Below are 24,060 nucleotides of genomic sequence, written 5' to 3'. Positions count from 1 at the left end.
CCGATGATGAACGAAGACAAGCTCCGGGACTACCTCAAGCGGACCACCACCGACCTGCGCCAGGCCCGGCGGCGCGTGCGCGAGCTGGAGGCCCGCGCCCAGGAGCCGATCGCCATTGTGGGTATGAGCTGCCGGTTCCCCGGCGGCGTCGGCTCCCCCGAGGAGCTGTGGCGGCTGCTGGCCGAGGGCGAAGACGCCATCTCGCAGTTCCCCGTGGACCGCGGCTGGGACGTCGACGCGCTCTACGACCCCGACCCCGAGCAGCCCGGCAAGGTCTACACCCGGCAGGGCGGCTTCCTGCACGACGCGGCGGACTTCGACGCCGAATTCTTCGGGATTTCGCCGCGCGAGGCGCTGGCCATGGACCCGCAGCAGCGGCTGCTGCTGGAGGCCGCGTGGGAGGCCTTCGAGCACGCGGGCATCGACCCCGCCGGCCTCAAGGGCAGCCGCACCGGCGTCTTCGCCGGTCTGATGTACCACGACTACGGCTTCACGCCCGGCGTCCTCCCCGAAGGGGTCGAGGGGCTGATGAGCACCGGCAACTCCGGCAGCGTCGCCTCCGGGCGCATCGCCTACACCTTCGGCTTCGAGGGCCCCGCGGTCACCGTCGACACCGCCTGCTCGTCCTCGCTCGTCGCCCTGCACCTCGCCGTGCAGGCGCTACGCACCGGCGAGTGCTCCATGGCGCTCGCCGGCGGCGTGACGGTCATGGCGGGCCCGAGCGCCTTCGTCGAGTTCAGCCGCCAGCGCGGACTCGCCCCCGACGGCCGCTGCAAGTCCTTCGCGGCGGCGGCGGACGGCGCGTCCTGGTCCGAAGGCACCGGCCTGCTGCTCGTGGAGCGGCTGCGGGACGCCCGCCGACTCGGCCACAAGGTGCTCGCGGTCGTCCGGGGCAGCGCCGTCAACCAGGACGGCGCGTCCAACGGCCTGACCGCGCCGAACGGCCCCTCGCAGCAGCGCGTGATCCTCGAAGCGCTGGCCGGCGCCCGGCTGTCCGCCGAGGAGGTCGACGCCGTCGAAGCACACGGCACGGGCACCAGCCTCGGCGACCCGATCGAGGCGCAGGCGCTGCTGGCGACCTATGGACAAGAGCGCGAACGGCCGCTGCTGCTCGGCTCGCTGAAGTCCAACATCGGTCACACGCAGGCCGCGGCGGGTGTCGCCGGTGTGATCAAGATGGTGCTGGCGATGCAGCACGGCGTGCTGCCGAAGACCCTCCACGTGGACCGGCCGACCCCGCGGGTCGACTGGTCGGTCGGCTCGGTCGACCTGCTGACGGAGGCGATCGCGTGGCCGGAGACGGACCACCCTCGCCGGGCCGGGGTCTCGTCGTTCGGGATCAGCGGCACCAATGCGCACATCATCCTCGAGCAGGCGCCCGAACCGGAGGCGGGGGACCCGGCCGATGACACGGCTGAAGGCGAGGGCGTGGCCGAGGAACTGCTGCGGGCCCGGACCACGGTGGTGCCGTGGGTACTCTCCGCGAAGAATGGGGCGGCGCTGCGAGAGCAGGCACAACGACTGCTGTCGTCCGTGGACCTCGCGGCCGCGTCACCGGCCGACGTCGGGTTCTCGCTGGCGGCCACCCGCTCGGCGCTGGAGCACCGGGCGGCGGTCGTCGGCGCCGACGGGGAAGAGCTGCGCGCGATCCTGACCGCCCTCGCGGCGGGCGAGCCCGCGGCACAGGTGGTGACGGGGCGCGCCGGGGCCGACCGGGGCAAGGTCGGGTTCCTGTTCTCGGGTCAGGGTTCGCAGCGGATCGGCATGGGGCGCGAGTTGTACGAGGCGTACCCCGTGTTCGCCGCGGCCTACAACGAGGTGTGCGCGCTGTTGGACTTGCCGGTCGATGTCGATGCGGAAACGCTTCATCAGACGGGTTCGACGCAGCCGGCGTTGTTCGCGATGGAGGTGGCGCTGTTCCGGTTGCTGGAGTCGTGGGCCATCCGGCCGGATTACGTGGCCGGTCACTCCGTGGGAGAGATTGCTGCCGCGCACGTGGCCGGGGTGTTGTCGCTCGGGGATGCGGCGAGGCTGGTGTCGGTGCGTGCCGCGTTGATGCAGGCGTTGCCCGCCGGCGGCGCGATGGTGGCGGTGCAGGCGGCCGAGGACGAGGTGCTGCCGTACCTGACCGGCGAGGTCGGCATCGCGGCGATCAACGGCCCTCAGTCGGTCGTGGTCTCCGGCGCCGAGGACGCGGTCATGGCGGTTGCCGAGGTGTTTGCTGCTCAGGGCCGTAAGACCTCCCGGTTGAAGGTCAGTCACGCGTTCCATTCGCCGTTGATGGATCCGATGTTGGAGGAGTTCGCGGCGGTTGTCCGCGGTCTGACGTTCGGTGAGCCGCGGATTCCTGTGGTCTCCAACCTCACGGGCCGCCTGGCCGAGCCGTACACCCCCGAGCACTGGGTCCGGCACGTCCGTGAGGCGGTCCGTTTCGCCGATGGCGTGCGGACCCTGCACGAGCTGGGCGTGACCACGTTCGTGGAGGTCGGCCCGGGCGGTGTCCTGAGCGCCCTCGCCCAGGGCTGCCTCGACGACGCGGACATCGTCACCGTTCCCGCTCTGCGTACCGACCGCCCCGAACCCCAGGCGCTCACGCTCGCCGTCGGGCAGTTGCACACGCGTGGCGTCTCCCCGGACTGGCAGGCGCTGTTTCCCGGCGCCCTGCGTGTCGACCTGCCCACGTACGCCTTCCAGCGCGAGCGCTACTGGCTCAAAGGCACGACCGCGGTCGACGTCTCCTCGGCGGGCCTGGACTCCTCCGGCCACGCCCTGCTCGGCGCGGTGGTGGAGACCGCCGGGGCGCAGGACGTGCTGTTCACCGGCCGACTGTCCCCGGCCGACCTGCCCTGGATCGCGGAACACACGGTCGGTGGCGTGCCGGTGCTCCCGGTCGCCGCGTTCGTGGAGCTGGCCCTGTCCGCAGGACGGCAGGCCGGGTTCCCGTACCTGGAACAGCTGGACGTGGACGCCCCGCTGGTTCTGGCAGAACAGGGCGCCGTCCGCATCCAGGTGCAGATCGGTGCGGACGACGACCCTGACCGGCGCTCGGTGCGCGTCTTCAGCCGGCCGGCGGCGGGCAGCTCCGGCGAGCCGTGGGTCCGCCACGTCACCGGAAAGCTCACCCGGAACGCTCCGGCGCCGGAGTTCGACCAGATGATCTGGCCGCCGACGGGTGCCGAACCCGGGGACGTCGAGGGCCGTCCGGGTCTGCGCGCCGCCTGGCGCGCCGGGGACGAGTTGTACGCCGAGGCCGAACTGCCGGTCACGGAGCGGGACCGGGCGGACCGCTACGCCCTGCACCCCGTCCTGTTGGACGCCGCCCTCGGCATGGCGACGTCGGACCGCGCCGCAGACCCCGGCGAGGTGCTCATGCCCCACGCCTGGAGCGGCATGTCCGTGCACACTCCGGGGCCCGGGGCCGTACGCATCCGCATCCGGCCCGTCGGCGACGACGCGGTGGCGATCGAACTGTCCGACGCCGACGGCTCTCCCGTCGCCTCTGTCGCGTCCGTCCGGACGCGGACGATGACTGCGCAGCAGGTACTGGCCTCGCGCGTGGCGCACCAGGACTGGATGTTCGAGATCGACTGGGTCGAGCACACCGCGGCCTCCGCTCCCGCCACCGCTGCCGTAGCCGACTGGGCGGTCCTCGGCGACGAGGGTGTTCACTCCGATATCGACGCGCTCCGCAAGGCGGTCGACGGCGGTGCGGCCACGCCCGCCCACGTCCTCCTGCCGTGCGCCCCGAGTGAAGGCGATGCTGCCGCGGCGACGCGCGGAGCGCTGGCCGGTGTGCTGTCGGTCGTCCAGGAGTGGGTCGCCGACGAGCGGTTCTCCGACGCGCGGCTCGTGGTGATGACGCGCGGAGCCGTCGAGCTGGACGGCACAGCTTTGGACCTCGCGCACGTCGCGGTCTCCGGTCTGGTGAAGTCGGCCCAGACCGAGCACCCGGACCGGCTCCTGCTCGTCGACGCGGACGACTCGGTCACGAACGGCGGCACGGTCACTGACGGCGGCGTCGACCCGGCGCTGGCCGCGGCGCTCGCCGCTCTGGACGAGCCGCAGGCCGCGGTGCGCGACGGAAAGCTGTACGTGCCGCGCCTCGCCCGGATCACCCCGCCCGAGGAGCCCACCGGTCACGCCTGGGACCCCGAGGGGACCGTGCTGCTCACCGGCGCGACCGGTGGCCTCGGACGATCGCTCGCGCGGCACCTCGTTGCCGAACGCGGCGCACGGAGACTGCTGCTGGCCAGTCGGCGGGGCCCCGCGGCCGAAGGCGTCGGCGAACTCGTCGCCGCCCTCTCCGAGCTGGGCGCGCACGTCGACGTGGCCGCCTGTGACATCGCGGACCGGGACGCCCTCGCCGAACTGCTGGCCTCCGTCCCGGCCGAGCACCCGCTCGTGGCCGTCGTGCACGCGGCGGCAGCCCTGGACGACGGCGTGATCACCGCCCTGACCCCGGGGCGCCTGGACACCGTGCTGCGGCCGAAGGCCGACGGGGCGCTGCACCTGCACGAGCTGACCCGGGACCTGAACCTCTCCGCGTTCGTACTCTTCTCCTCCCTGGCCGGAGTTCTGGGCAGCGCCGGCGCGGCGGGCTACGCCGCCGCGAACGCCTTCCTGGACGGGCTGGCGCGGCAGCGCCGGGCCGCGGGCCTGCCCGGCACCTCGCTCGCGTGGGGCCTGTGGACGGACAACGGCGGCATGGGTGACCGGATCACCGACGCCGACCGCAACCGGATGGGGCGGGCCGGAGTGGTGCCGTTCAGCCCGGCGGAGGGGCTGGCCCTGTTCGACGCCGCCCTGACCGTGGACCGGCCGGTGATCGTGCCGGTCCGGCTGGACGTTCCGGGACTGCGCGCCATGGCCCGCGCGGGCATGCTGCCCGCCGTCCTCCGCGGCCTCGTCGGCGACACCGGCGCCGCGGCCGGTGAGGCAGCGGCCGCAGGGACCACCGCCCTGGCCCGCCGCCTCGCCGGGATACCGGAGGCCGACCAGGAGAAGGTCATGCTGGACCTGGTGCGCCATCAGGCGGCAGCCGCCCTCGGCCACGCCACCGCTGCCCGCATCGAGCCCACCACGGCCTTCCGGGACATCGGGTTCGACTCCCTGACCGCCGTGGAACTGCGCAACCGGCTCAAGGCCGCGACCGGGCTGCGGCTCAAGCCCACCCTGGTCTTCGACCACCCCAACCCCGTCGCGATCGCCCGGCTCCTCCACAAGGACCTGGTGCTCGACCTCACCGCCGAGGCCCCGCCCGTGCTCGGCGAACTGGACCGGCTGGAGGCGCAGCTCGCCGCGCTCGCCCCACAGGACGCGGTACGGGACAAGATCACCGCCCGGCTCAAGGCGCTGCTCTGGAAGTGGACGGACACCCATCAGGACGCCGCGGCGAACACCGCCGACGACGGCCACGGCACCGACCGCGACTTCGACCTCGACCTCGACCGGATCGACGCCGCCACCGACGACGAGATGTTCGACCTCATCGACCAAGAGCTCGGGTCCCACTGACTCATCTCACGCACTGCTACCGAGGACGTAAAACATGTCGAACGACGACAAGCTCAGGGATTACCTCAAGCGCGTGATGGTGGACCTGAGCCAGACCCGCAGGCAGCTGGGTGAGCTGGAGGCGAAGGACACCGAGCCCATCGCCATCGTCGGGATGGCCTGCCGCTACCCGGGCGGCGTCGCCTCGCCCGAGGAACTGTGGCAACTGGTCGCCTCGGGCGGCGACGGCGTGTCCGGGTTCCCCACCGACCGCGGCTGGGACCTGGACACGATCTACGACCCCGAGCCCGGGCGGACGGGCCGCACGTACGTGCGCGAAGGCGGCTTCCTCTACGACGCCGGCGAGTTCGACCCCGCGTTCTTCGGGATCTCCCCCCGCGAGGCCCTGGTCATGGACCCGCAGCAGCGGCTGCTCCTGCAGACCTCCTGGGAGGCCCTCGAACGCGCGGGCATCGACCCCGTCACCGCACGCGGCACCCGGGCCGGCGTGTTCGTCGGCACCAACGGCCAGGACCACGCCTACCTTCAGCGGCAGGGCGACAGCGACAGCGAGGCCCACCTCGTCACCGCGAACACCGCCGCCGTGGTGTCCGGCCGCATCTCCTACGCCCTCGGCCTCGAAGGCCCGGCGGTCACCGTCGACACGGCCTGCTCGTCCTCGCTGGTGGCGCTCCACCTGGCCGCCCAGGCGCTGCGCCGCGGCGAGTGCTCGCTCGCCCTGGCGGGCGGCGTGACCGTGATGGCCACGCCGAACACCTTCATCGCGTTCAGTGCGCAGCGCGGCCTGTCGCCCGACGGCCGCTGCCGCGCGTTCTCCTCGACCGCCGACGGTACGGGCATGTCCGAAGGCATCGGCGTGCTCCTGCTGGAGCGGTTGTCCGATGCCCGTCGGCTCGGCCACGAGGTGCTCGCCGTCATCCGTGGCAGCGCCGTCAACCAGGACGGCGCCTCCAACGGGCTCACGGCCCCGAACGGTCCCTCGCAGGAGCGCGTGATCCGGCAGGCGTTGGAGAACGCGCGCCTGACCGCCTCCCAGGTCGACGCGGTCGAGGCGCACGGCACGGCCACCACCCTCGGCGACCCGATCGAGGCGGAGGCACTGCTCGCCACGTACGGACAGGAGCACTCGGACGACCGGCCCCTGTGGCTGGGATCCATCAAGTCCAACATCGGTCACACGCAGGCCGCCGCGGGTGTCGCCGGTGTGATCAAGATGGTGATGGCCATCCGCAACGGAGTCCTGCCGCAGACGCTGGACGTGGACGAGCCGACCGCTCAGGTCGACTGGTCGGCGGGCGGCGTGAAGCTGCTGACCGAGGCCGTCGCATGGCCCGAGTCGGACCACCCCCGCCGGGCCGCGGTCTCGTCCTTCGGCGTCAGCGGAACCAACGCGCACACGATCATCGAGCAGGCCCCGGCCCTCGACCGGGAGCCCGCCGCCGAGCCGGCCGGGGCCCCGGCCGCCGGCGCGCTGCCGTGGGTGCTCTCGGCGAAGAGCGACGCGGCGCTGCGCGCCCAGGCAGAGCGCCTGCTCTCCTTCCTGGAGGACGGCCGGAGCGGCGGGACCGGCCCCGGCCGCTCGCCGGCCGACATCGGCTTCTCCCTCGCCACGACGCGCACCGCCTGGGACCGCCGGGCGGCCGTCGTCGGCGAGAGCCTGGAGGAACTCACCGAAGGCGTAAGGGCACTGGCCTCCGGCACCCCGTCCGCTGCCGTCGTCCGCAACGCGGCCCGCCACGGCGACAAGACCGGGTTCCTGTTCTCGGGTCAGGGTTCGCAGCGGTTGGGGATGGGGCGTGAACTCTACGACGCCTTCCCGGTGTTCGCCGCGGCCTACGACGAGATCCGCGCCCACCTCGACGTCGCCCTCGACGCGGACGCGGAGCAGCTCAACCAGACCGGTTGCACCCAGCCGGCGTTGTTCGCTGTCGAGGTGGCGCTGTTTCGGCTGTTGGAGTCGTGGGGTGTCCGGCCGGATTATGTGGCGGGTCATTCGGTGGGTGAGATTGCGGCTGCTCATGTGGCGGGTGTGTTGTCGCTCGGGGATGCGGCGAGGCTGGTGTCGGCGCGTGCCGCGTTGATGCAGGCCCTGCCCGCTGGTGGGGCGATGGTGGCGGTGCAGGCGGCCGAGGACGAGGTGGTGCCGCATCTCACCCACGGCGTCGGCATCGCGGCGATCAACGGGCCGCGGTCGGTGGTGGTCTCCGGTGCCGAGGATGCGGTGCTGGCGATCGTCGAGGTCTTCACCCAACAGGGCTGTAAGACCTCCCGGTTGATGGTCAGTCACGCGTTCCATTCGCCGTTGATGGATCCGGTGCTGGAGGAGTTCGCGGAAGTCGTTCGCGGTCTGACGTTCAGTGAGCCGCGGATTCCTGTGGTCGCGAATCTCACCGGTCGGTTGGCCGAGGCGTACACGCCCGAGTACTGGGTGCGGCACGTCCGCGAGGCGGTGCGCTTCGCCGACGGCATCGAGACCCTCGGCGAGCTGGGCGTGACCACCTTCGTGGAGATCGGTCCCGGCGGCGTCCTCAGCGCCCTCGTCCAGGGCTGCTTCGACGACGGCACAGACATCGTCACCGTTCCCTCCCTGCGCGCCGACCGCCCCGAGCCGTACGCGCTCGTCACCGCGCTCGCCGAACTGCACGTCAGCGGCGCCGAATTGGACTGGCACGCCTTCTTCCCGGGCGCCCGACGTGTCGACCTACCCACGTACGCCTTCCAACAGCAGCGCTACTGGCTGGAGGCCCGCGAGGCCGAGACGGCCACCGTGGACGCGGTCGACGCCGAGTTCTGGGCGAGCGTCGAGAGCGAGGACGCGCAGTCCCTCGCCGCCACGCTGGGGCTGAACCCCGAGGAACTGGACGTCGTGGTACCGAAGTTGTCCGCCTGGCGGCGCCGGCGGCGCGAGCAGTCCGTCGTGGACGGCCGGCGCTACCAGCTGGCCTGGCAGCCGCTGAACGGCCTCTCCGCCGGCGACCTCTCGGGCAGCACATGGCTGTTCGCCGCGCCCGAAGGTGACGAGTGGGCCGGGACGGTCCGCACGGCACTCGCCGGACGCGGCGCGCACCTGATCCCGCTGACGGTCGGCGCCGACGCCGACCGCGCGTCCCTGACCGATGAGCTGACCCGGGTCGCGGGCGAAGCCGGATCGCTCGACGGCGTCCTGTCCCTGCTCGCGACCGACGAGATCGCCTCGCCCGAACACCCCGCGCTCTCCCAGGGCTTCGCGCAGAGCGTGGCCCTGGCCCAGGCACTTGGCGACGCGGGCGTCGACGCGCCGCTGTGGTGCGCCACCCGCGGCGCGGCCGCCACCGGCCGCTCCGACGACGCACCGCTCAGCGCGGTGCAGAACCAGGTGTGGGGCCTCGGCCGTGCCCTGGCCCTGGAGCACGCCCGGCGCTGGGGCGGCCTGATCGACCTGCCCGCGGCCGTCGACGAGCGCGCCGCCGGCCGTATCGCCGCCGTACTGAGCCAGGGAGCCGACGCTGCGGACGGCCAGGAGGACCAGGTCGCCGTCCGCGCCACCGGCGTGTTCACCGCCCGGCTCGCCCATGCCCGAAGCGGCGTCGGCCGTCCGTGGTCGCCGCGCGGTACCGTCCTGATCACCGGTGGTACGGGTGCGCTGGGCGGGCACGTCGCCCGCTGGCTCGCCGGTGCCGGAGCCGAACACCTGGTGCTCACCAGCCGCCGCGGCGCCGACGCGCCCGGCGCGACCGCGCTCAAGGCCGAACTGGAGGAGCTGGGAGCGCGCGTCACCCTCGCCGTGTGCGACGTCGCCGACCGCGACGCGCTGGCGGCGCTGCTCGCCGAGCACACCTTCACCTCCGTCTTCCACGCCGCGGGCGTGGAACAGTTCGCCCCCTTCGACGAGCTGACGCCGGCCGACTTCGCCCGCACGATGGCGGCGAAGGCCCACGGTGCCGCACACCTGGACGAACTGCTAGGCGACCGCGAGCTGGACGCATTCGTCCTCTTCTCCTCGATCGCCGGCGTGTGGGGCAGCGGCCTGCAGACCGCCTACGCGGCCGGCAACGCCTTCCTCGACGGGCTCGCCGCCCGGCGCAGGGCCCGGGGTCTGACCGCCACCGCGATCGCCTGGGGTCCCTGGGCAGACGGCGGCATGGTCACCGACGCCGACGAAGCGCACCTGCGCCGCCGCGGCGTCGTCACCCTGCCCGCCGCACTCGCCGTGACCGCAGTCCAGCGCGCCCTGGACTGCGACGACACCGCGGTCGTCGTGGCCGACATCGACTGGGAACGGTTCATCGGACCGTTCACCTTCGGCCGCCCGAGCGCCCTGCTGTCCGAGCTGCCCGAAGTGCGCCGCGCCGGCGCCGTCACAGCGGCCGTCACCGCGGCGCCGGCCGACGTCGGCGCCACGCCCCTGGCGGCCCGGCTCGCCGGACTGCCGGAGGCCGAGCGCACACACACCCTGATCGACCTGGTCCGCGCGCACGTCGCGGCCGTGCTGGGCCACTCCTCGGCGGCGGAGGTCGAGCCCGACCGGGCCTTCAAGGCCCTCGGCTTCGACTCCCTGACCGCCGTCGAACTCCGGAACAAGGTCAACACGGCGACCGGCCTCGCGCTGTCGCCCACGCTGGTCTTCGACTACCCCAACGCCACGGCGCTCGCCCGCTTCCTGCAGAGCGAGCTGCTCGGATCGCAGGCCGTCGTGGAGCAGGAGCAGCACGCGGCCGCCGACGACGAGCCCATCGCCATCGTGGCGATGAGCTGCCACCTGCCCGGCGGCGTCGACTCGCCCGAGGCGCTGTGGGACCTGGTGACGTCCGGCGGCGACGCCATCTCCGAGTTCCCGTCGAACCGCGGCTGGGACGTCGAGGCCCTCTACGACCCCGACCCCGATCGCCCAGGCAAGACGTACGCGCGCGACGGCGGATTCCTTTATGGCGCCACCGACTTCGACGCCGGCTTCTTCGGGATCTCTCCGCGTGAAGCGCTGGCCATGGACCCGCAGCAGCGCCTGATGCTGGAGACCTCGTGGGAGGCCTTCGAGCGGGCCGGGATCGCCCCCGCGCAGCTGCGCGGTAGCCGGACCGGCGTCTTCGTCGGCATGGCCTACCAGGGCTACGGAGCCGATGTGCGCCGCACGCCGGAAGGCGTGGAAGGACACCGGCTCGTCGGCGGCGCGTCCAGCGTCGTCTCCGGCCGGGTGGCCTACACCTTCGGACTCGAAGGGCCCGCCGTCACGATCGACACGGCCTGCTCGTCGTCCCTGGTCGCCCTGCACCTGGCCATGCAGTCGCTGCGCAACGGCGAGTGCACGATGGCGCTGGCCGGCGGCGTCACCGTCATGGCCGGCCCGAGCGTCTTCGTGGAGTTCAGCCGCCAGCGCGGCCTGTCGCCCGACGGCCGCTGCAGGGCGTTCGGCGCGGACGCGGACGGCACCGGCTGGGCCGAGGGCGTCGGCATGCTCCTGGTGGAGCGGCTGTCCGACGCCCGCCGCAACGGGCACCAGGTGTTGGCCGTCGTCCGCGGCAGCGCGGTGAACCAGGACGGTGCGTCCAACGGTCTGACCGCTCCGAACGGTCCGGCCCAGCAGCGGGTGATCCACCAGTCGCTGGCCTCGGCCGGGCTCGCTCCGCGTGACGTGGACGCGGTGGAGGCGCACGGTACGGGGACGAGGCTGGGTGACCCGATCGAGGCGCAGGCGCTGCTCGCCACGTACGGCCAGGGACGGGACGGCGACCGGCCTTTGTGGCTGGGCTCGTTGAAGTCCAACATCGGCCACACGCAGGCGGCCGCGGGTGTCGCCGGTGTGATCAAGATGGTCATGGCGATGCGCCACGGCATCCTGCCGCGGACACTGCACGCGGACGAGCCGACGCCGCACGTGGACTGGTCGGCCGGTGATGTCCGGCTGCTGACCGAGGCCGTCGACTGGCCCGAGTCGGACCGCCCCCGCCGGGCCGCGATCTCGTCCTTCGGTGTCAGCGGCACCAACGCCCACACCATCATCGAGCAGGCCCCCGCCACGGCGGAGCTGCCCCCCACGCCCGACTCCGGCGCGCTCGTGCCGTGGGTGCTGTCGGGCAAGGGCGAGCCGGCGCTGCGCGCTCAGGCGGCCAGGCTGGCCGACCACCTCGACGCGAACGACGGCTGGACGGCTTCCGACATCGGCCTCTCACTGGCCTCCCGCGAGACGTTCGAGGACCGCGCGGTGCTCCTGGCACAGGGCTCGGACAAGCTCCGGCAAGCCCTCACCGCCCTCGCCGCCGGTCAACCGGCGGCGAACGTGACGCTGGGACGAGCCCGCTCCGAGGGCAAGGTCGGTTTTCTGTTCTCGGGTCAGGGTTCGCAGCGGATCGGTATGGGGCGTGAGTTGTATGAGGCGTTCCCGGTCTTCGCCGATGCGTACGACGAGGTGTGTGCGCGTCTGGAGGCGCCGGTCGACGTCGACGCCGAGACCCTGCATCGAACGGGGTGCGCTCAGCCCGCGCTCTTCGCGGTCGAGGTGGCGCTGTTCCGGCTGCTCGAATCGTGGGGTGTGCGGCCGGATTACGTGGCCGGTCACTCGGTCGGTGAGATCGCGGCCGCGCATGTGGCCGGGGTGTTGTCGTTGGACGACGCCGTGAGGTTGGTGTCGGCGCGTGCCGCGCTGATGCAGGCCCTGCCCGTCGGCGGCGCGATGGTCGCGGTCCAGGCCACTGAGGAGGAAGTGCTGCCACACCTGACCGACGAGGTCGGCATCGCGGCGATCAACGGCCCGCGGTCCATGGTGCTTTCCGGCGCTGGCGAGGCGGTCACCGCAATCGCCGAGGTCTTCGTCGGCCAGGGCCGTAAGACCTCCCGGTTGAAGGTCAGTCACGCGTTCCACTCGCCGCTGATGGACCCGATGCTGGAGGAGTTCGCGGAGGTCGTCCGCGGTCTGACGTTCCATCAGCCGCAGGTCCCGGTGGTCTCCAACCTCACTGGGCGCCTGGCCGAGCCGTACTCCCCGGAGTACTGGGTCCGGCACGTGCGCGAAGCGGTGCGCTTCGCCGACGGCATCGAGACCCTCGGCGAGCTGGGCGTGACCACGTTCGTGGAGATCGGCCCCGGCGGCGTCCTCAGCGGCATGGTGCAGGACTGCGTGGACGAGGCCGTCACCGTGCCCGTCCTGCGCGGTGACCGCCCCGAGCAGCAGGCCGTCGTCACCGCGCTCGCCGAACTGCACGTGCACGGCGTCTCCCCGGACTGGCAGGCCCTGTTCCCCGGCGCTCACCGCGTCACCCTGCCCACCTACGCTTTCCAGCGCGAGCGCTTCTGGCTGGACGGGGAGGGGGACCTGGCCGCTGCCGGCACCCCGACCGACGCGGCGGATTCCGGCTTCTGGGACAGCGTGGAGCGCGAGGACGCGGAGTCCCTCGCCGCGACCCTGGGCGTCAGCGCGGACGCCTCGCTCGGCGCGATCCTGCCCCGGCTGTCCGCATGGCGCCGTCAGCGCCGCGAGCAGTCCGTGGTCGACGGCTGGCGCTACCGCGTCACCTGGAAGCCGCTCGGCGCGCTCCCTCAGCCCGGCGCGTCCGGGACCTGGCTGCTCGTCGTGGCCGGCGAGAGCGAGTGGACCGCCTCGGTCCGCACCGCGCTCGACGAGCGCGGCCTGGAACTGGTGACGCTCGTCGCCGGACCCGGCACCGACCGCGGGACGCTGGCCCGCGAGCTGGCCGGCGTCGGCCCGGTGACCGGCGTGCTGTCCCTGCTCGCCGAGGACGAGAGCGCCTCGGCCGGCGACCCCGGCCTGTCGCACGGCCTCGCCGCGACCCTCTGCCTGGTGCAGGCGCTCGGCGACGTGGGCGTCGACGTCCCGCTGTGGTGCGCCACGCGCGGCGCGGTGGCCACCGGCCGCTCCGACCGCGTGGACCGCCCGCTGCAGTCGCAGGTGTGGGGCTTCGGCCGGGCGGCGGCGCTGGAACACCCGCGGCGCTGGGGCGGACTGCTCGACCTTCCTGAGCTGCTGGACGCCCGCACCGCGGCCCGCGTGGCCGCCGTCCTCGGTCAGACGGCCGAGGACCAGGTGGCGGTCCGCGCCTCGGGCGTCCTCGGGCGCCGGCTCGTCCGGGCCGCCCGCGCCACCGGCCCCGCCCAGGGGTGGTCGCCGCGCGGCACGGTGCTGATCACCGGTGGTACGGGTGCGCTGGGCGGGCACGTCGCCCGCTGGCTCGCCGGTGCGGGTGCGGAGCACCTGGTGCTCACCAGCCGCCGCGGCCCCGCGGCGCCCGGCGCCGCGGAGCTCGTCGCGGAGTTGGAGGAGCTCGGCGCGGCCGCGACCGTCGTGGCCTGTGACGCGGCCGACCGTGACGCCCTGCGGGCGCTGCTGGCCCAGCACCCCGTCAACGCCGTCGTCCACGCCGCCGGCGTCGGCGACCACGTCATGATCGAGGACTCCGACCCGGCCGGGTTCGCCGGCTCGGTGGCGGCCAAGGCCGCAGGTGCCACGCACCTGGACGAACTGCTGGCCGGTCAGGAACTCGACGCGTTCGTCATGTTCTCCTCGGGCGCCGGCATCTGGGGCGGCGCCGGCCAGGGTGCCTACTCGGCGGCCAACGCCTACCTGGACGCCCTCGCCGAGCATCGGCGGGCACACGGGCGCACCGCACTCGCCGTCTCCTGGGGCGGCTGGGCCGAGGGCGGCATGGCCGGTGTCGGCGACGGAGAGGAGATGCTGCGCCGCCGCGGCCTGCCCCCCATGCGGCCCGCCCTCGCGATCTCCGCGCTCCAGCAGGCGCTGGCCGACGGCGAGACCGCCCTCACCGTCGCGGACTTCGACTGGGAGCGGTTCATCGGCCCGTTCACCGTCACCCGCCCCAGCGCCCTGTTCTCCGACGTGCCCGAGGCGGGCCGCGCCCTGGAGGCGCCGGCCCCCGGCGGCGCCGAAGCCGGCAACGCGCTCGCCGCGAAGCTGACCGGGCTGCCGGCGGCCGAGCAGGACCGCACGCTGGTGGACCTCGTCCGCACGCACGCGGCCGCCGTGCTCGGCCACGACGGCACCGCGGCGGTGGAGCCCGGCCGCGCTTTCAACGACCTCGGCTTCGACTCGCTCAGCGCCGTCGAACTGCGCAACAAGCTCACGGCCGACACCGGCCTGAAGCTGCCTACCACGCTGGTCTTCGACTACCCCAACGCCACGGCCCTGGCCCGCTTCCTGCGCGCCGAACTGCTCGGTTCGCGGGGCGCCGCGCGGCAGGAGCAGCGCACGGCCGCCGTCGGCGACGAACCCATCGCGATCGTGGCCATGAGCTGCCGCCTCCCCGGCGGCGTCGGCTCGCCCGAGGACCTGTGGCAGCTCGTGACGTCCGGCGGCGACGTGATCTCCGGCTTCCCCGAGGACCGCGGCTGGAACGTAGAGGCCCTCTACGACCCCGACCCGGGCACCCCGGGCAAGACGTACGCGCGCGACGGCGGCTTCCTCTACGACGCGGGCGACTTCGACGCCGCACTGTTCGGGATCTCGCCGCGCGAGGCGCTCGCGATGGACCCCCAGCAGCGCCTACTGCTGGAGGCCTCGTGGGAAGCGTTCGAGCGGGCGGGCATCGACCCGGCCTCCCTGAAGGGCAGCCGCACCGGCGTGTTCGTCGGCATGTCCTACCAGGGCTACGGCGCGGGCCTCCCGCAGGTCCCGGAAGGCGTCGAGGGCCACCTGCTCACCGGCAGCGCCGCGAGCGTCGTCTCCGGGCGCGTAGCCTACTCGTTCGGACTGGAGGGCCCGGCCGTCACCGTCGACACGGCGTGCTCGTCGTCGCTGGTCGCCCTGCACCTGGCCATCCAGTCGCTGCGCAACGGCGAGAGCACGATGGCCGTCGCCGGCGGTGTGAACGTCATGGCCGTACCGGCTGCGTTCGTGGAGTTCAGCCGCCAGCGCGGGCTGGCCCCTGACGGACGGTGCAAAGCGTTCGGCGCCGGCGCCGACGGCACCGGGTGGGCGGAGGGCGTGGGCGTGGTGCTCGTGGAGCGCCTCAGCGACGCCGTGCGCAACGGCCACGAGATCCTCGCGGTCGTGCGGGGCAGTGCGGTCAACCAGGACGGCGCGTCCAACGGTCTGACCGCCCCGAACGGCCCGGCGCAGCAGCGGGTCATCCGGCAGGCCCTGGCCTCCGCCGGGCTCACCGAGGCCGACGTCGACGCGGTGGAGGCGCACGGCACGGGCACCGCTCTGGGTGACCCTATCGAGGCGCAGGCGCTCCTCGCCACCTACGGGCAGGAGCGCCCGGAGGACCGGCCGCTGTGGCTGGGCTCGCTGAAGTCCAACATCGGTCACGCCCAGGCGGCGTCCGGCGTGGCCGGTGTGATCAAGATGGTGATGGCGATGCGCCACGGCGTCCTTCCGCGGACGCTGCACGCTGATGAGCCGACGCCGCACGTGGACTGGTCGGCGGGCGCGGTGCGGCTGCTGACGGAGGCCGTCGGCTGGCCGGATACGAACCGCCCGCGCCGCGCCGCGATCTCGTCCTTCGGCGTCAGCGGCACCAACGCCCACACGATCATCGAGCAGGCCCCGGTGGCCGAACCGGCCGCCGTCGCACCGGTCGAGGTCTCCTCGGCGACCGTGCCGTGGGTCCTGTCCGGCAAGTCCGAGGCCGCACTGCGCGCCCAGGCCGAGCGCCTGCTGACCCTCACCGCCGACGGCGCCGAACCGTCCCTCACCGACGTCGGCTTCTCGCTGGCCACCACCCGGGCCGCCCTGGAGCACCGCGCCGCCGTGGTCGGTGCCGACCACGGCCGGATCGCCGAGGGCCTGCGGGCCCTGGCCTCGGGGGCGCCCGCTCCCGGCGCCGTCCTCGGCCGCGCCGACGCCGGCCAGGTCGGATTCCTGTTCTCCGGGCAGGGCTCGCAGCGCATCGGCATGGGGCGGCAACTGTACGAGGCGTTCCCGGTCTTCGCGGAGGCGTACGACGAGGTGTGTGCACACCTCGACCGGCACCTCGACCGGCCACTGCGGGACGTGGCCTTCGGCGAGAATGGTCACGAGGACGGCGAGGAGCTGAACCGCACCGCCTTCACGCAGCCCGCGCTGTTCGCGCACGAGGTCGCCGTCCACCGCCTGCTGGAGTCGTGGGGCGTGCGGCCGGACTACCTGGCCGGGCACTCCGTGGGCGAGATCGCGGCCGCACACGTGGCCGGGGCCCTGGCGCTGGAGGACGCGGCCGCACTGGTGACGGCTCGTGCCGCGCTGATGCAGGCCCTGCCCGCCGGCGGGGCGATGATCGCCGTCCAGGCCACCGAGGACGAGGTGCTGCCGCACCTCACCGACGACGCCGGCATCGCGGCGATCAACGGCCCGCAGTCCGTCGTGGTCTCCGGAACCGAGGACGCCGTAGCCGCCGTCGCGGACTTCTTCGCCCGGGAGGGCCGCAAGATTTCCCGGCTCACCGTGAGCCACGCGTTCCACTCGCCGCTCATGGACCCCGTGCTGGAGGACTTCGCCCGCGTCGTCGGCGGTCTGCGCTTCGAGACGCCCCGGACACCGGTCGTCTCGAACCTCACCGGTGAGCTCATCGACGCGTACACGGCGGACTATTGGGTCCGGCACGTCCGCGAGGCCGTCCGCTTCGCCGACGGCATCCGGACCCTGGGCGAGCTGGGCGTGACCACGTTCGTGGAGACCGGCCCCGGCGCGGTGCTGAGTGCCATGGCCCAGGGCTGCCTGGACGGCGCGGTCGCCGTTGCATCCGCCCGGTCCGGCAGCCCCGAGCCCGAGGCGATCACCGGCGCTCTCGCGCAGCTCCACGTGCACGGCGTCCCCGTCGACTGGCGGGCGTTCTTCGCCGGCCGCGGCGCCCGGCGCGCCGACCTGCCCACCTACGCCTTCCAGCACCAGCGGTACTGGCTGGAGACCACCGCGCCCACGGCCGCCGCGGGGACCGACGCCGTGGAGACCGGGTTCTGGGAGACCGTGGAGCGCGAGGACGCCCAGTCCCTCGCCGCCACCCTCGAACTGCCCGTCGAGCAACTGGACGCGGTGCTGCCCCGGCTGTCCGCGTGGCGCCGGCAGCAGCGCCGGGAGTCCGCCGTGGAAGGCTGGTCCTACCGCACGGGCTGGAAGCCGCTCAGCGGCCTCCGGGCGCACGAACTGCGGGGCAACTGGCTGTTCCTGGTCACCGAGGACACCGAGGCCTTCGAGGCCTTCGAGTGGACCGCCGCCGTCGCCGACGGGCTCGCCGCCCGTGGGGCCCGGCTGGTCCGGGTGACGGTCGACCCGGCCGCCGACCGCGGCGCACTGCTGCGGCAGCTCGGCGAGGCCGTCCGGGAGAGCCCGCTCGACGGTGTGATCTCCCTGCTCGGCATCGACGAGAGGCACCACGCCGGACACCCGGCTCTGTCCGTCGGCACCGTGCTGACCCTCGCGCTCGTCCAGGCCCTGGGCGACGCGGGCATCGACGCCCCGCTGTGGGCGCTGACCAGGTCCGCCATGTCCACCGGCCGGGCGGACGCGGTGCCGAGCGCCGCCCAGAACGCCGTCTGGGGTCTGGGCCGGGTGGCGGCGCTGGAGCACGCGCCGCGCTGGGGCGGTCTGATCGACCTCCCGGACACGGTTGACGACCGGATCGCCGGCCGACTGGCCGCGGTGCTCGCCCAGTCGGCCGAGGACCAGGTCGCGATCCGCGACCGCGGCGTGTTCGGTCGCAGGCTGTCCCACACCGCCGCCCGCCGGAACACCCGGGCCGCCCAGGGGTGGTCGCCGCGCGGCACCGTGCTGATCACCGGCGGTACGGGTGCGCTGGGCGGGCACGTCGCCCGCTGGCTCGCCGGTGCCGGTGCCGAACACCTGGTGCTCACCAGCCGCCGCGGCCCCGACGCGCCGGGCGCGGCGGGTCTCGTCGCAGAGCTGGAGGCGACGGGTGTCCGTGTCACCGTCGCCGCGTGCGACGTCGCCGACCGTGAGGCGCTCGCCGCGCTGCTCGCCGAGCACCCGGTGAACGCAGTCGTCCACACGGCGGGCGTGGACCACATGGAGCCGCTGGAGGCCATGACGCCGGGCGCCTGCGCCGATGTGCTGTCCGCCAAGGCTGCCGGCGCCCTGCACCTCGACGCGCTCCTCGCCGGCCAGGAACTCGACGCCTTCGTCCTCTTCTCCTCCATCGCCGGCGTGTGGGGCAGCGGCCACCAGGCCGCCTACGCGGCGGCCAACGCCCTGCTCGACGGACTCGCCGAACGCCGCCGGGCCCAAGGCCTGCCGGCGACCGCCGTGGCCTGGGGCCCGTGGGCCGGCGGCGGCATGGCCGAGGCCGACGGCGCGGACGAACGACTGCGCCGCCGCGGCCTGATCCCGATGCCCGCCGCGCTCGCCGTGGCCGGGCTCCGGCGGGCGCTGGACTCCGGCGAGGCGACCGCAACAGTGGCCGACGTCGACTGGGAGCGGTTCCTGCCCCCGTTCACCGTGGGCCGCCCGAGCGCCCTGCTCGGGGACCTCCCGGAGGCCGAGCGGATCCTCACCGCGGACAGCACCGCCGGCGGGCCCGGCACGGCCGCCGCCTCGCCCCTGGCCGACCGCCTCGCCAGGATGCCCGAGACCGAGCAGCACGCGCTGCTGGTCGATCTCGTCCGCACACACGCGGCGGCCGTCCTCGGCCACAACAACGCCGGCGAGGTCGAGGCCGACCGAGCCTTCAAGGACTTGGGCTTCGACTCCCTGACCGCCGTAGAACTGCGCAACAAGCTCAAAGCCGAGACCGGCCTCGCACTGCCCCCCACGCTGGTCTTCGACCACCCCAACGCCCAGGCACTCGCCCGGCAGCTGCGCACCGAGCTCACCGGCCTCACCATCGCGGCCGCTCCGGAAGCGGCCGCCGCGCCCGCCGAGGACGAGGAGCCCATCGCGATTGTCGGTATGGCGTGCCGGTATCCGGGCGGGGTGCGTTCACCGGAGGACCTGTGGCACCTGGTGGCGGCCGGTGGTGACGCGGTCGGCGACTTCCCGGCGGACCGCGGCTGGGACGTGGAGGACATCTACGACCCGGACCCGGATGCGAGGGGGAAGACGTACGCGCGTCGCGGTGGATTCCTGTACGAGGCGGGGGAGTTCGACCCGGGGTTCTTCGGGATCAGCCCGCGGGAGGCCGTGGCGATGGATCCGCAGCAGCGCCTGCTGCTGGAGACCACGTGGGAGACGTTCGAGCGGGCCGGCATCGACGCGGAGTCGGTGCGCGGCAGCCGTACCGGAGTCTTCGTCGGCTCCGGCTACCAGGACTACGCCGCCCGGGCCTTCAACGCGATAGACGATTCCGAGGGCTTCTTCGGCACGGGCAACTCGGCGAGCATCATGTCTGGCCGTATCGCCTACACCTTCGGCCTGGAGGGCCCGGCCGTCACCGTGGACACGGCGTGCTCGTCGTCGCTCGTGGCCCTGCACTGGGCGATCCAGGCCCTCCGTAACGGCGAGTGCTCCATGGCGCTGGCCGGCGGCGTGATGGTCATGTCCACCCCGCGTGCCTTCGTGGAGTTCAGCCGCCAGCGCGGGCTGGCCCCTGACGGGCGGTGCAAGGCGTTCGGCGCGGACGCGGACGGCACCGGCTGGGCCGAGGGCGTCGGCATGCTCCTGGTCGAGCGGCTGTCCGACGCCCGCCGCAACGGGCACCAGGTGTTGGCCGTCGTCCGCGGCAGCGCCGTGAACCAGGACGGTGCGTCCAACGGTCTGACCGCGCCGAACGGTCCGGCGCAGCAGCGGGTCATCCGCCAGGCGCTCACTTCCGCGGGCCTCACCGCCGCCGACATCGACGCGGTGGAGGCGCACGGTACGGGGACGAGGCTGGGTGACCCGATCGAGGCGCAGGCGCTGCTCGCCACGTACGGCCAGGAGCGGCCCGCAGGACAGCCGCTGTGGCTGGGGTCGCTGAAGTCCAACATCGGCCACACGCAGGCCGCGGCGGGTGTGGCAGGTGTGATCAAGATGGTCATGGCCATGCGTCACGGAGTGCTCCCGCAGACTTTGCACGTCGATGAACCCACGCCGCATGTGGACTGGTCGGCCGGTGACGTGCGGCTGCTGACGGAGGCCGTCGCATGGCCCGAGTCGGAGCGCCCGCGCCGTGCTGCCGTGTCGTCCTTCGGCGTCAGCGGCACGAACGCCCACACGATCATCGAACAGGCCCCGCCGGTCCCGGCCGAAGAGGCCACCGTCACTCCGGCCCCGGCCCTCCTGCCGTGGGTGCTCTCCGCCAAGAGCAGCGCTGCGCTGCGGGATCAGGCACGACGACTGCTGGCCTTCGTGGAGGACGGCATGTCACTGGCCGATGTCGGCTTCTCGCTGGCCACCACCCGGAGCGCCCTGCGCCACAGGGCGGCAGTGATCGGCGAGAGCGGTGACGGCTTCCGCCGCGGACTGGGATCCCTGGCCGCCGGAATGCCCTCGCCCGGAGTCGTCCAGGGCCGGCCGGGAGGCAAGGTCGGTTTTCTGTTCTCGGGTCAGGGTTCGCAGCGGATCGGTATGGGGCGTGAGTTGTATGAGGCGTTCCCGGTCTTCGCCGATGCGTACGACGAGGTGTGTGCGCGTCTGGAGGCGCCGGTCGACGTCGACGCCGAGACCCTGCATCGGACCGGGTGCGCCCAGCCCGCGCTCTTCGCGGTCGAGGTGGCGCTGTTCCGGCTGCTCGAATCGTGGGGTGTGCGGCCGGATTACGTGGCCGGTCACTCGGTCGGTGAGATCGCGGCTGTTCATGTGGCCGGGGTGCTGTCGCTGGACGACGCGGTGAAGCTGGTGTCCGCGCGGGCCGCGTTGATGCAGGCCCTGCCCGCGGGCGGTGCGATGGTCGCGGTCCAGGCCACTGAGGACGAGGTGTTGCCGCACCTGACCGATGGCGTTGGCATGGCGGCCATCAACGGTCCGCGGTCCGTCGTGGTCTCCGGAGCCGAGGATGCCGTGCTGGAGATCGCCGAGGTCTTCACCCGACAGGGCCGCAAGACCTCCCGGTTGAAGGTCAGTCACGCGTTCCACTCGCCGCTGATGGACCCGATGCTGGAGGAGTTCGCGGAGGTCGTCCGCGGTCTGACGTTCCATCAGCCGCAGGTCCCGGTGGTCTCCAACCTCACTGGGCGCCTGGCCGAGCCGTACTCCCCGGAGTACTGGGTCCGGCACGTGCGCGAAGCGGTGCGCTTCGCCGACGGCATCGAGACCCTCGGCGAGCTGGGCGTGACCACGTTCGTGGAGATCGGCCCCGGCGGCGTCCTCAGCGGCATGGTGCAGGACTGCGTGGACGAGGCCGTCACCGTGCCCGTCCTGCGCGGTGACCGCCCCGAGCAGCAGGCCGTCGTGACGGCCCTGGCCCATCTGCACACGCACGGCATGTCCGTGGACTGGAACGTGTTCTTCGCCGGTGCGCGGAAGGCCGACCTGCCGACCTACGCCTTCCAGCACGAGCCGTACTGGGTCGACGCCCCGCAAATCGCTGCCGCCGCCGAAGCGGAACCGGTGGACGCGGAGTTCTGGGAGACCGTGGAGCGCGGGGACCTGCAGGCCCTCGCCGAGACCCTCGGCGTCGGTGCAGGGGACAAGTTCGGTGACGTACTGCCGAGGCTGTCGTCGTGGCGGCGGCAGCGCAAGGAGCAATCCACCGTGGACACCTGGCGCTACGGCGAGTCGTGGAAAGGGATACCCGACCGCGTCCCGGAGGGCCCTGCCCGGATCGGTCTATGGCTGGTTCCGGTCAGCGCTGCGCAACTCGGCGACGATTGGGTCACCGCCTGCCTCCGCGGGCTGACCGAGCGTGGCCTGGCCCCGCTGCCGGTCCCGGTCGAGCCGGCCACCGGCCGTGAGGACCTGGCCGCGCAGCTCACCCGAGCGGCCGGTGACGAAACCGTGGCGGGCGTCCTGTCGCTGCTCGCCGTCGACTGCGGGGCCGCCCCGGCAGCCGCCGCACTGACCGTCGGCGTCGCGCTGTCCGTCCTGCTCGTCCAGGCCCTCGGCGACGCGGGCATCGGAGCCCCGCTGTGGTGCGTGACCCGGAACGCGGTGGGCGTGAGCACCGCCGACGAGGCGACGGACCCGTACCAGTCCCAGGTCTGGGGTCTGGGCCGGGTGGCGGCGCTGGAGCACGCGCCGCGCTGGGGCGGTCTGATCGACCTCCCGGACACGGTCGACGACCGGATCGCCGGCCGACTCGCCGCGGTGCTCGGCCAGTCGGCCGAGGACCAGGTCGCGATCCGCGACCGCGGGCTGTTCGTGCGGCGCCTGTCGCGTCTGCCCGCAGCCCTGAGCGAGCGTTCGTGGTCGCCGCGCGGCACCGTCCTGATCACCGGTGGTACGGGTGCGCTGGGCGGGCACGTCGCCCGCTGGCTCGCCGGTGCGGGTGCGGAGCACCTGGTGCTCACCAGCCGCCGCGGCCCCGCGGCGCCCGGCGCCGCCGGCCTCAAGGCCGAGCTGGAGGAGGCGGGCGTACGCGTGACCGTCGCCGCGTGCGACGTGGCCGACCGTGAGGCGCTGGCCGTGCTGCTCGCCGAGCACCCGGTGAACGCCGTCGTCCACACGGCCGGCACCGCCGAGGCGGGCATGCTCGCCGAGACGAGCCTCGGCGACTTCGCGGCGACGGTCGCCGCGAAGGCCCTCGGGGCCGTGCACCTCCACGAACTGCTCGGCGATCAGGAGCTGGACGCGTTCGTCCTCTTCTCCTCCATCTCCGGCGTGTGGGGAGGCGGCGGGCAGGCCGCGTACTCGGCCGCGAACGCCTTCCTCGACGGCCTGGCGCAGCACCGGCGGGCCCGCGGCCTCGCGGCGACCGCGATCGCCTGGGGCCCGTGGGGCGAGGGCGGCATGGTCGCCGACGCCGGGGACGAGGAGCGGCTGCGGCAGCGAGGTCTGAGCGTGCTGCGGCCGGACCGGGCGATCTCCGCGCTGCACGGTGCGCTGAGCGGCGGCGACGGCACGGTCACCGTGGCCGACGTGGACTGGGAGCGGTTCGTCGTCCCGTTCACCATCGGCAGGCCGAGCGCGCTGCTGAGCGACCTGCCCGAGGTCGGGGACGCCCTCGCGGAGAAGCGCACCGAGCGAGCCGCGGAGCCGTCCGCGCTCAAGGCGAAGCTGTCCACACTGTCCGAAGGCGAACGGCAACGCCTGCTCGTGGACACGGTGTGCGCGCACGCGGCGGCCGTGCTCGGCCACAGCGGCTCCGCGGCGGTGGATCCGGACCTGGCGTTCCGGGACCTCGGCTTCGACTCCCTGACCGCGGTGGAGCTGCGCAACCTGCTCAGTGCCGACACCGGCCTGACCCTGCCCGCGACGCTGGTCTTCGACCACCCGACGCCCGAGGCGATCGCCCGCTACCTGCGGAGCGAACTCGCCGACGAGACGGGCCCGGAGGAGGTGTCGGTCTTCAGCGAGCTCGACCGGCTGGAGTCGGTGATCTCGACGGCCGCCTCGGCCGAGCAGACGGTCCGGTCGGGGGTGCGGAGGCGGCTGCAGGAACTGCTGTCCCTGGTGAACTCCGCCGGAGAGCAAGGCGCGGAATCCGCCGATGCGCAGCGACAGCTCCAGGACGCGACGATCGACGACATTTTCGATCTGATCGATCAAGATCTAGAAATTTCCTAGTTCTTGGCGCTCTACCTTTAACGACAGCC

Annotated in this window: 2 protein-coding genes; both read left to right on the top strand. The window is 73.4% G+C overall.

Going from position 1 to position 24,060, the window contains the following annotated elements; genetic code table 11:
• The first annotated feature begins 3 nt into the window (after positions 1–3).
• Positions 4–5,514 carry a type I polyketide synthase gene (locus tag GTY58_RS02285; RefSeq protein WP_176572994.1) on the top strand — a complete coding sequence of 1,837 codons (5,511 nt, stop codon included), beginning with the start codon at positions 4–6 and terminating at the stop codon, positions 5,512–5,514.
• 34 nt (positions 5,515–5,548) lie between these two features.
• The gene (locus GTY58_RS02280) at positions 5,549–24,031 is read left to right on the top strand and encodes a type I polyketide synthase (RefSeq protein ID WP_042492670.1); all 18,483 of its coding nucleotides are present in this window, start codon (positions 5,549–5,551) and stop codon (positions 24,029–24,031) included.
• Positions 24,032–24,060: the final 29 nt, after the last annotated feature.

Origin of the sequence: Streptomyces sp. SID5469, assembly GCF_009862865.1 — a bacterium.
GTDB lineage: Bacteria > Actinomycetota > Actinomycetes > Streptomycetales > Streptomycetaceae > Streptomyces > Streptomyces avermitilis.
The sequence above is the reverse complement of the archived record's forward strand: the minus strand, read 5'-3'. Positions and strand labels throughout refer to the sequence as shown.

Bases quoted from the DNA above. Each gene is read 5' to 3' on its own strand.
- GTY58_RS02285 (WP_176572994.1), top strand. From the start codon at position 4: ATGATGAACGAAGACAAGCTCCGGGACTACCTCAAGCGGACCACCACC.
- GTY58_RS02280 (WP_042492670.1), top strand. From the start codon at position 5,549: ATGTCGAACGACGACAAGCTCAGGGATTACCTCAAGCGCGTGATGGTG.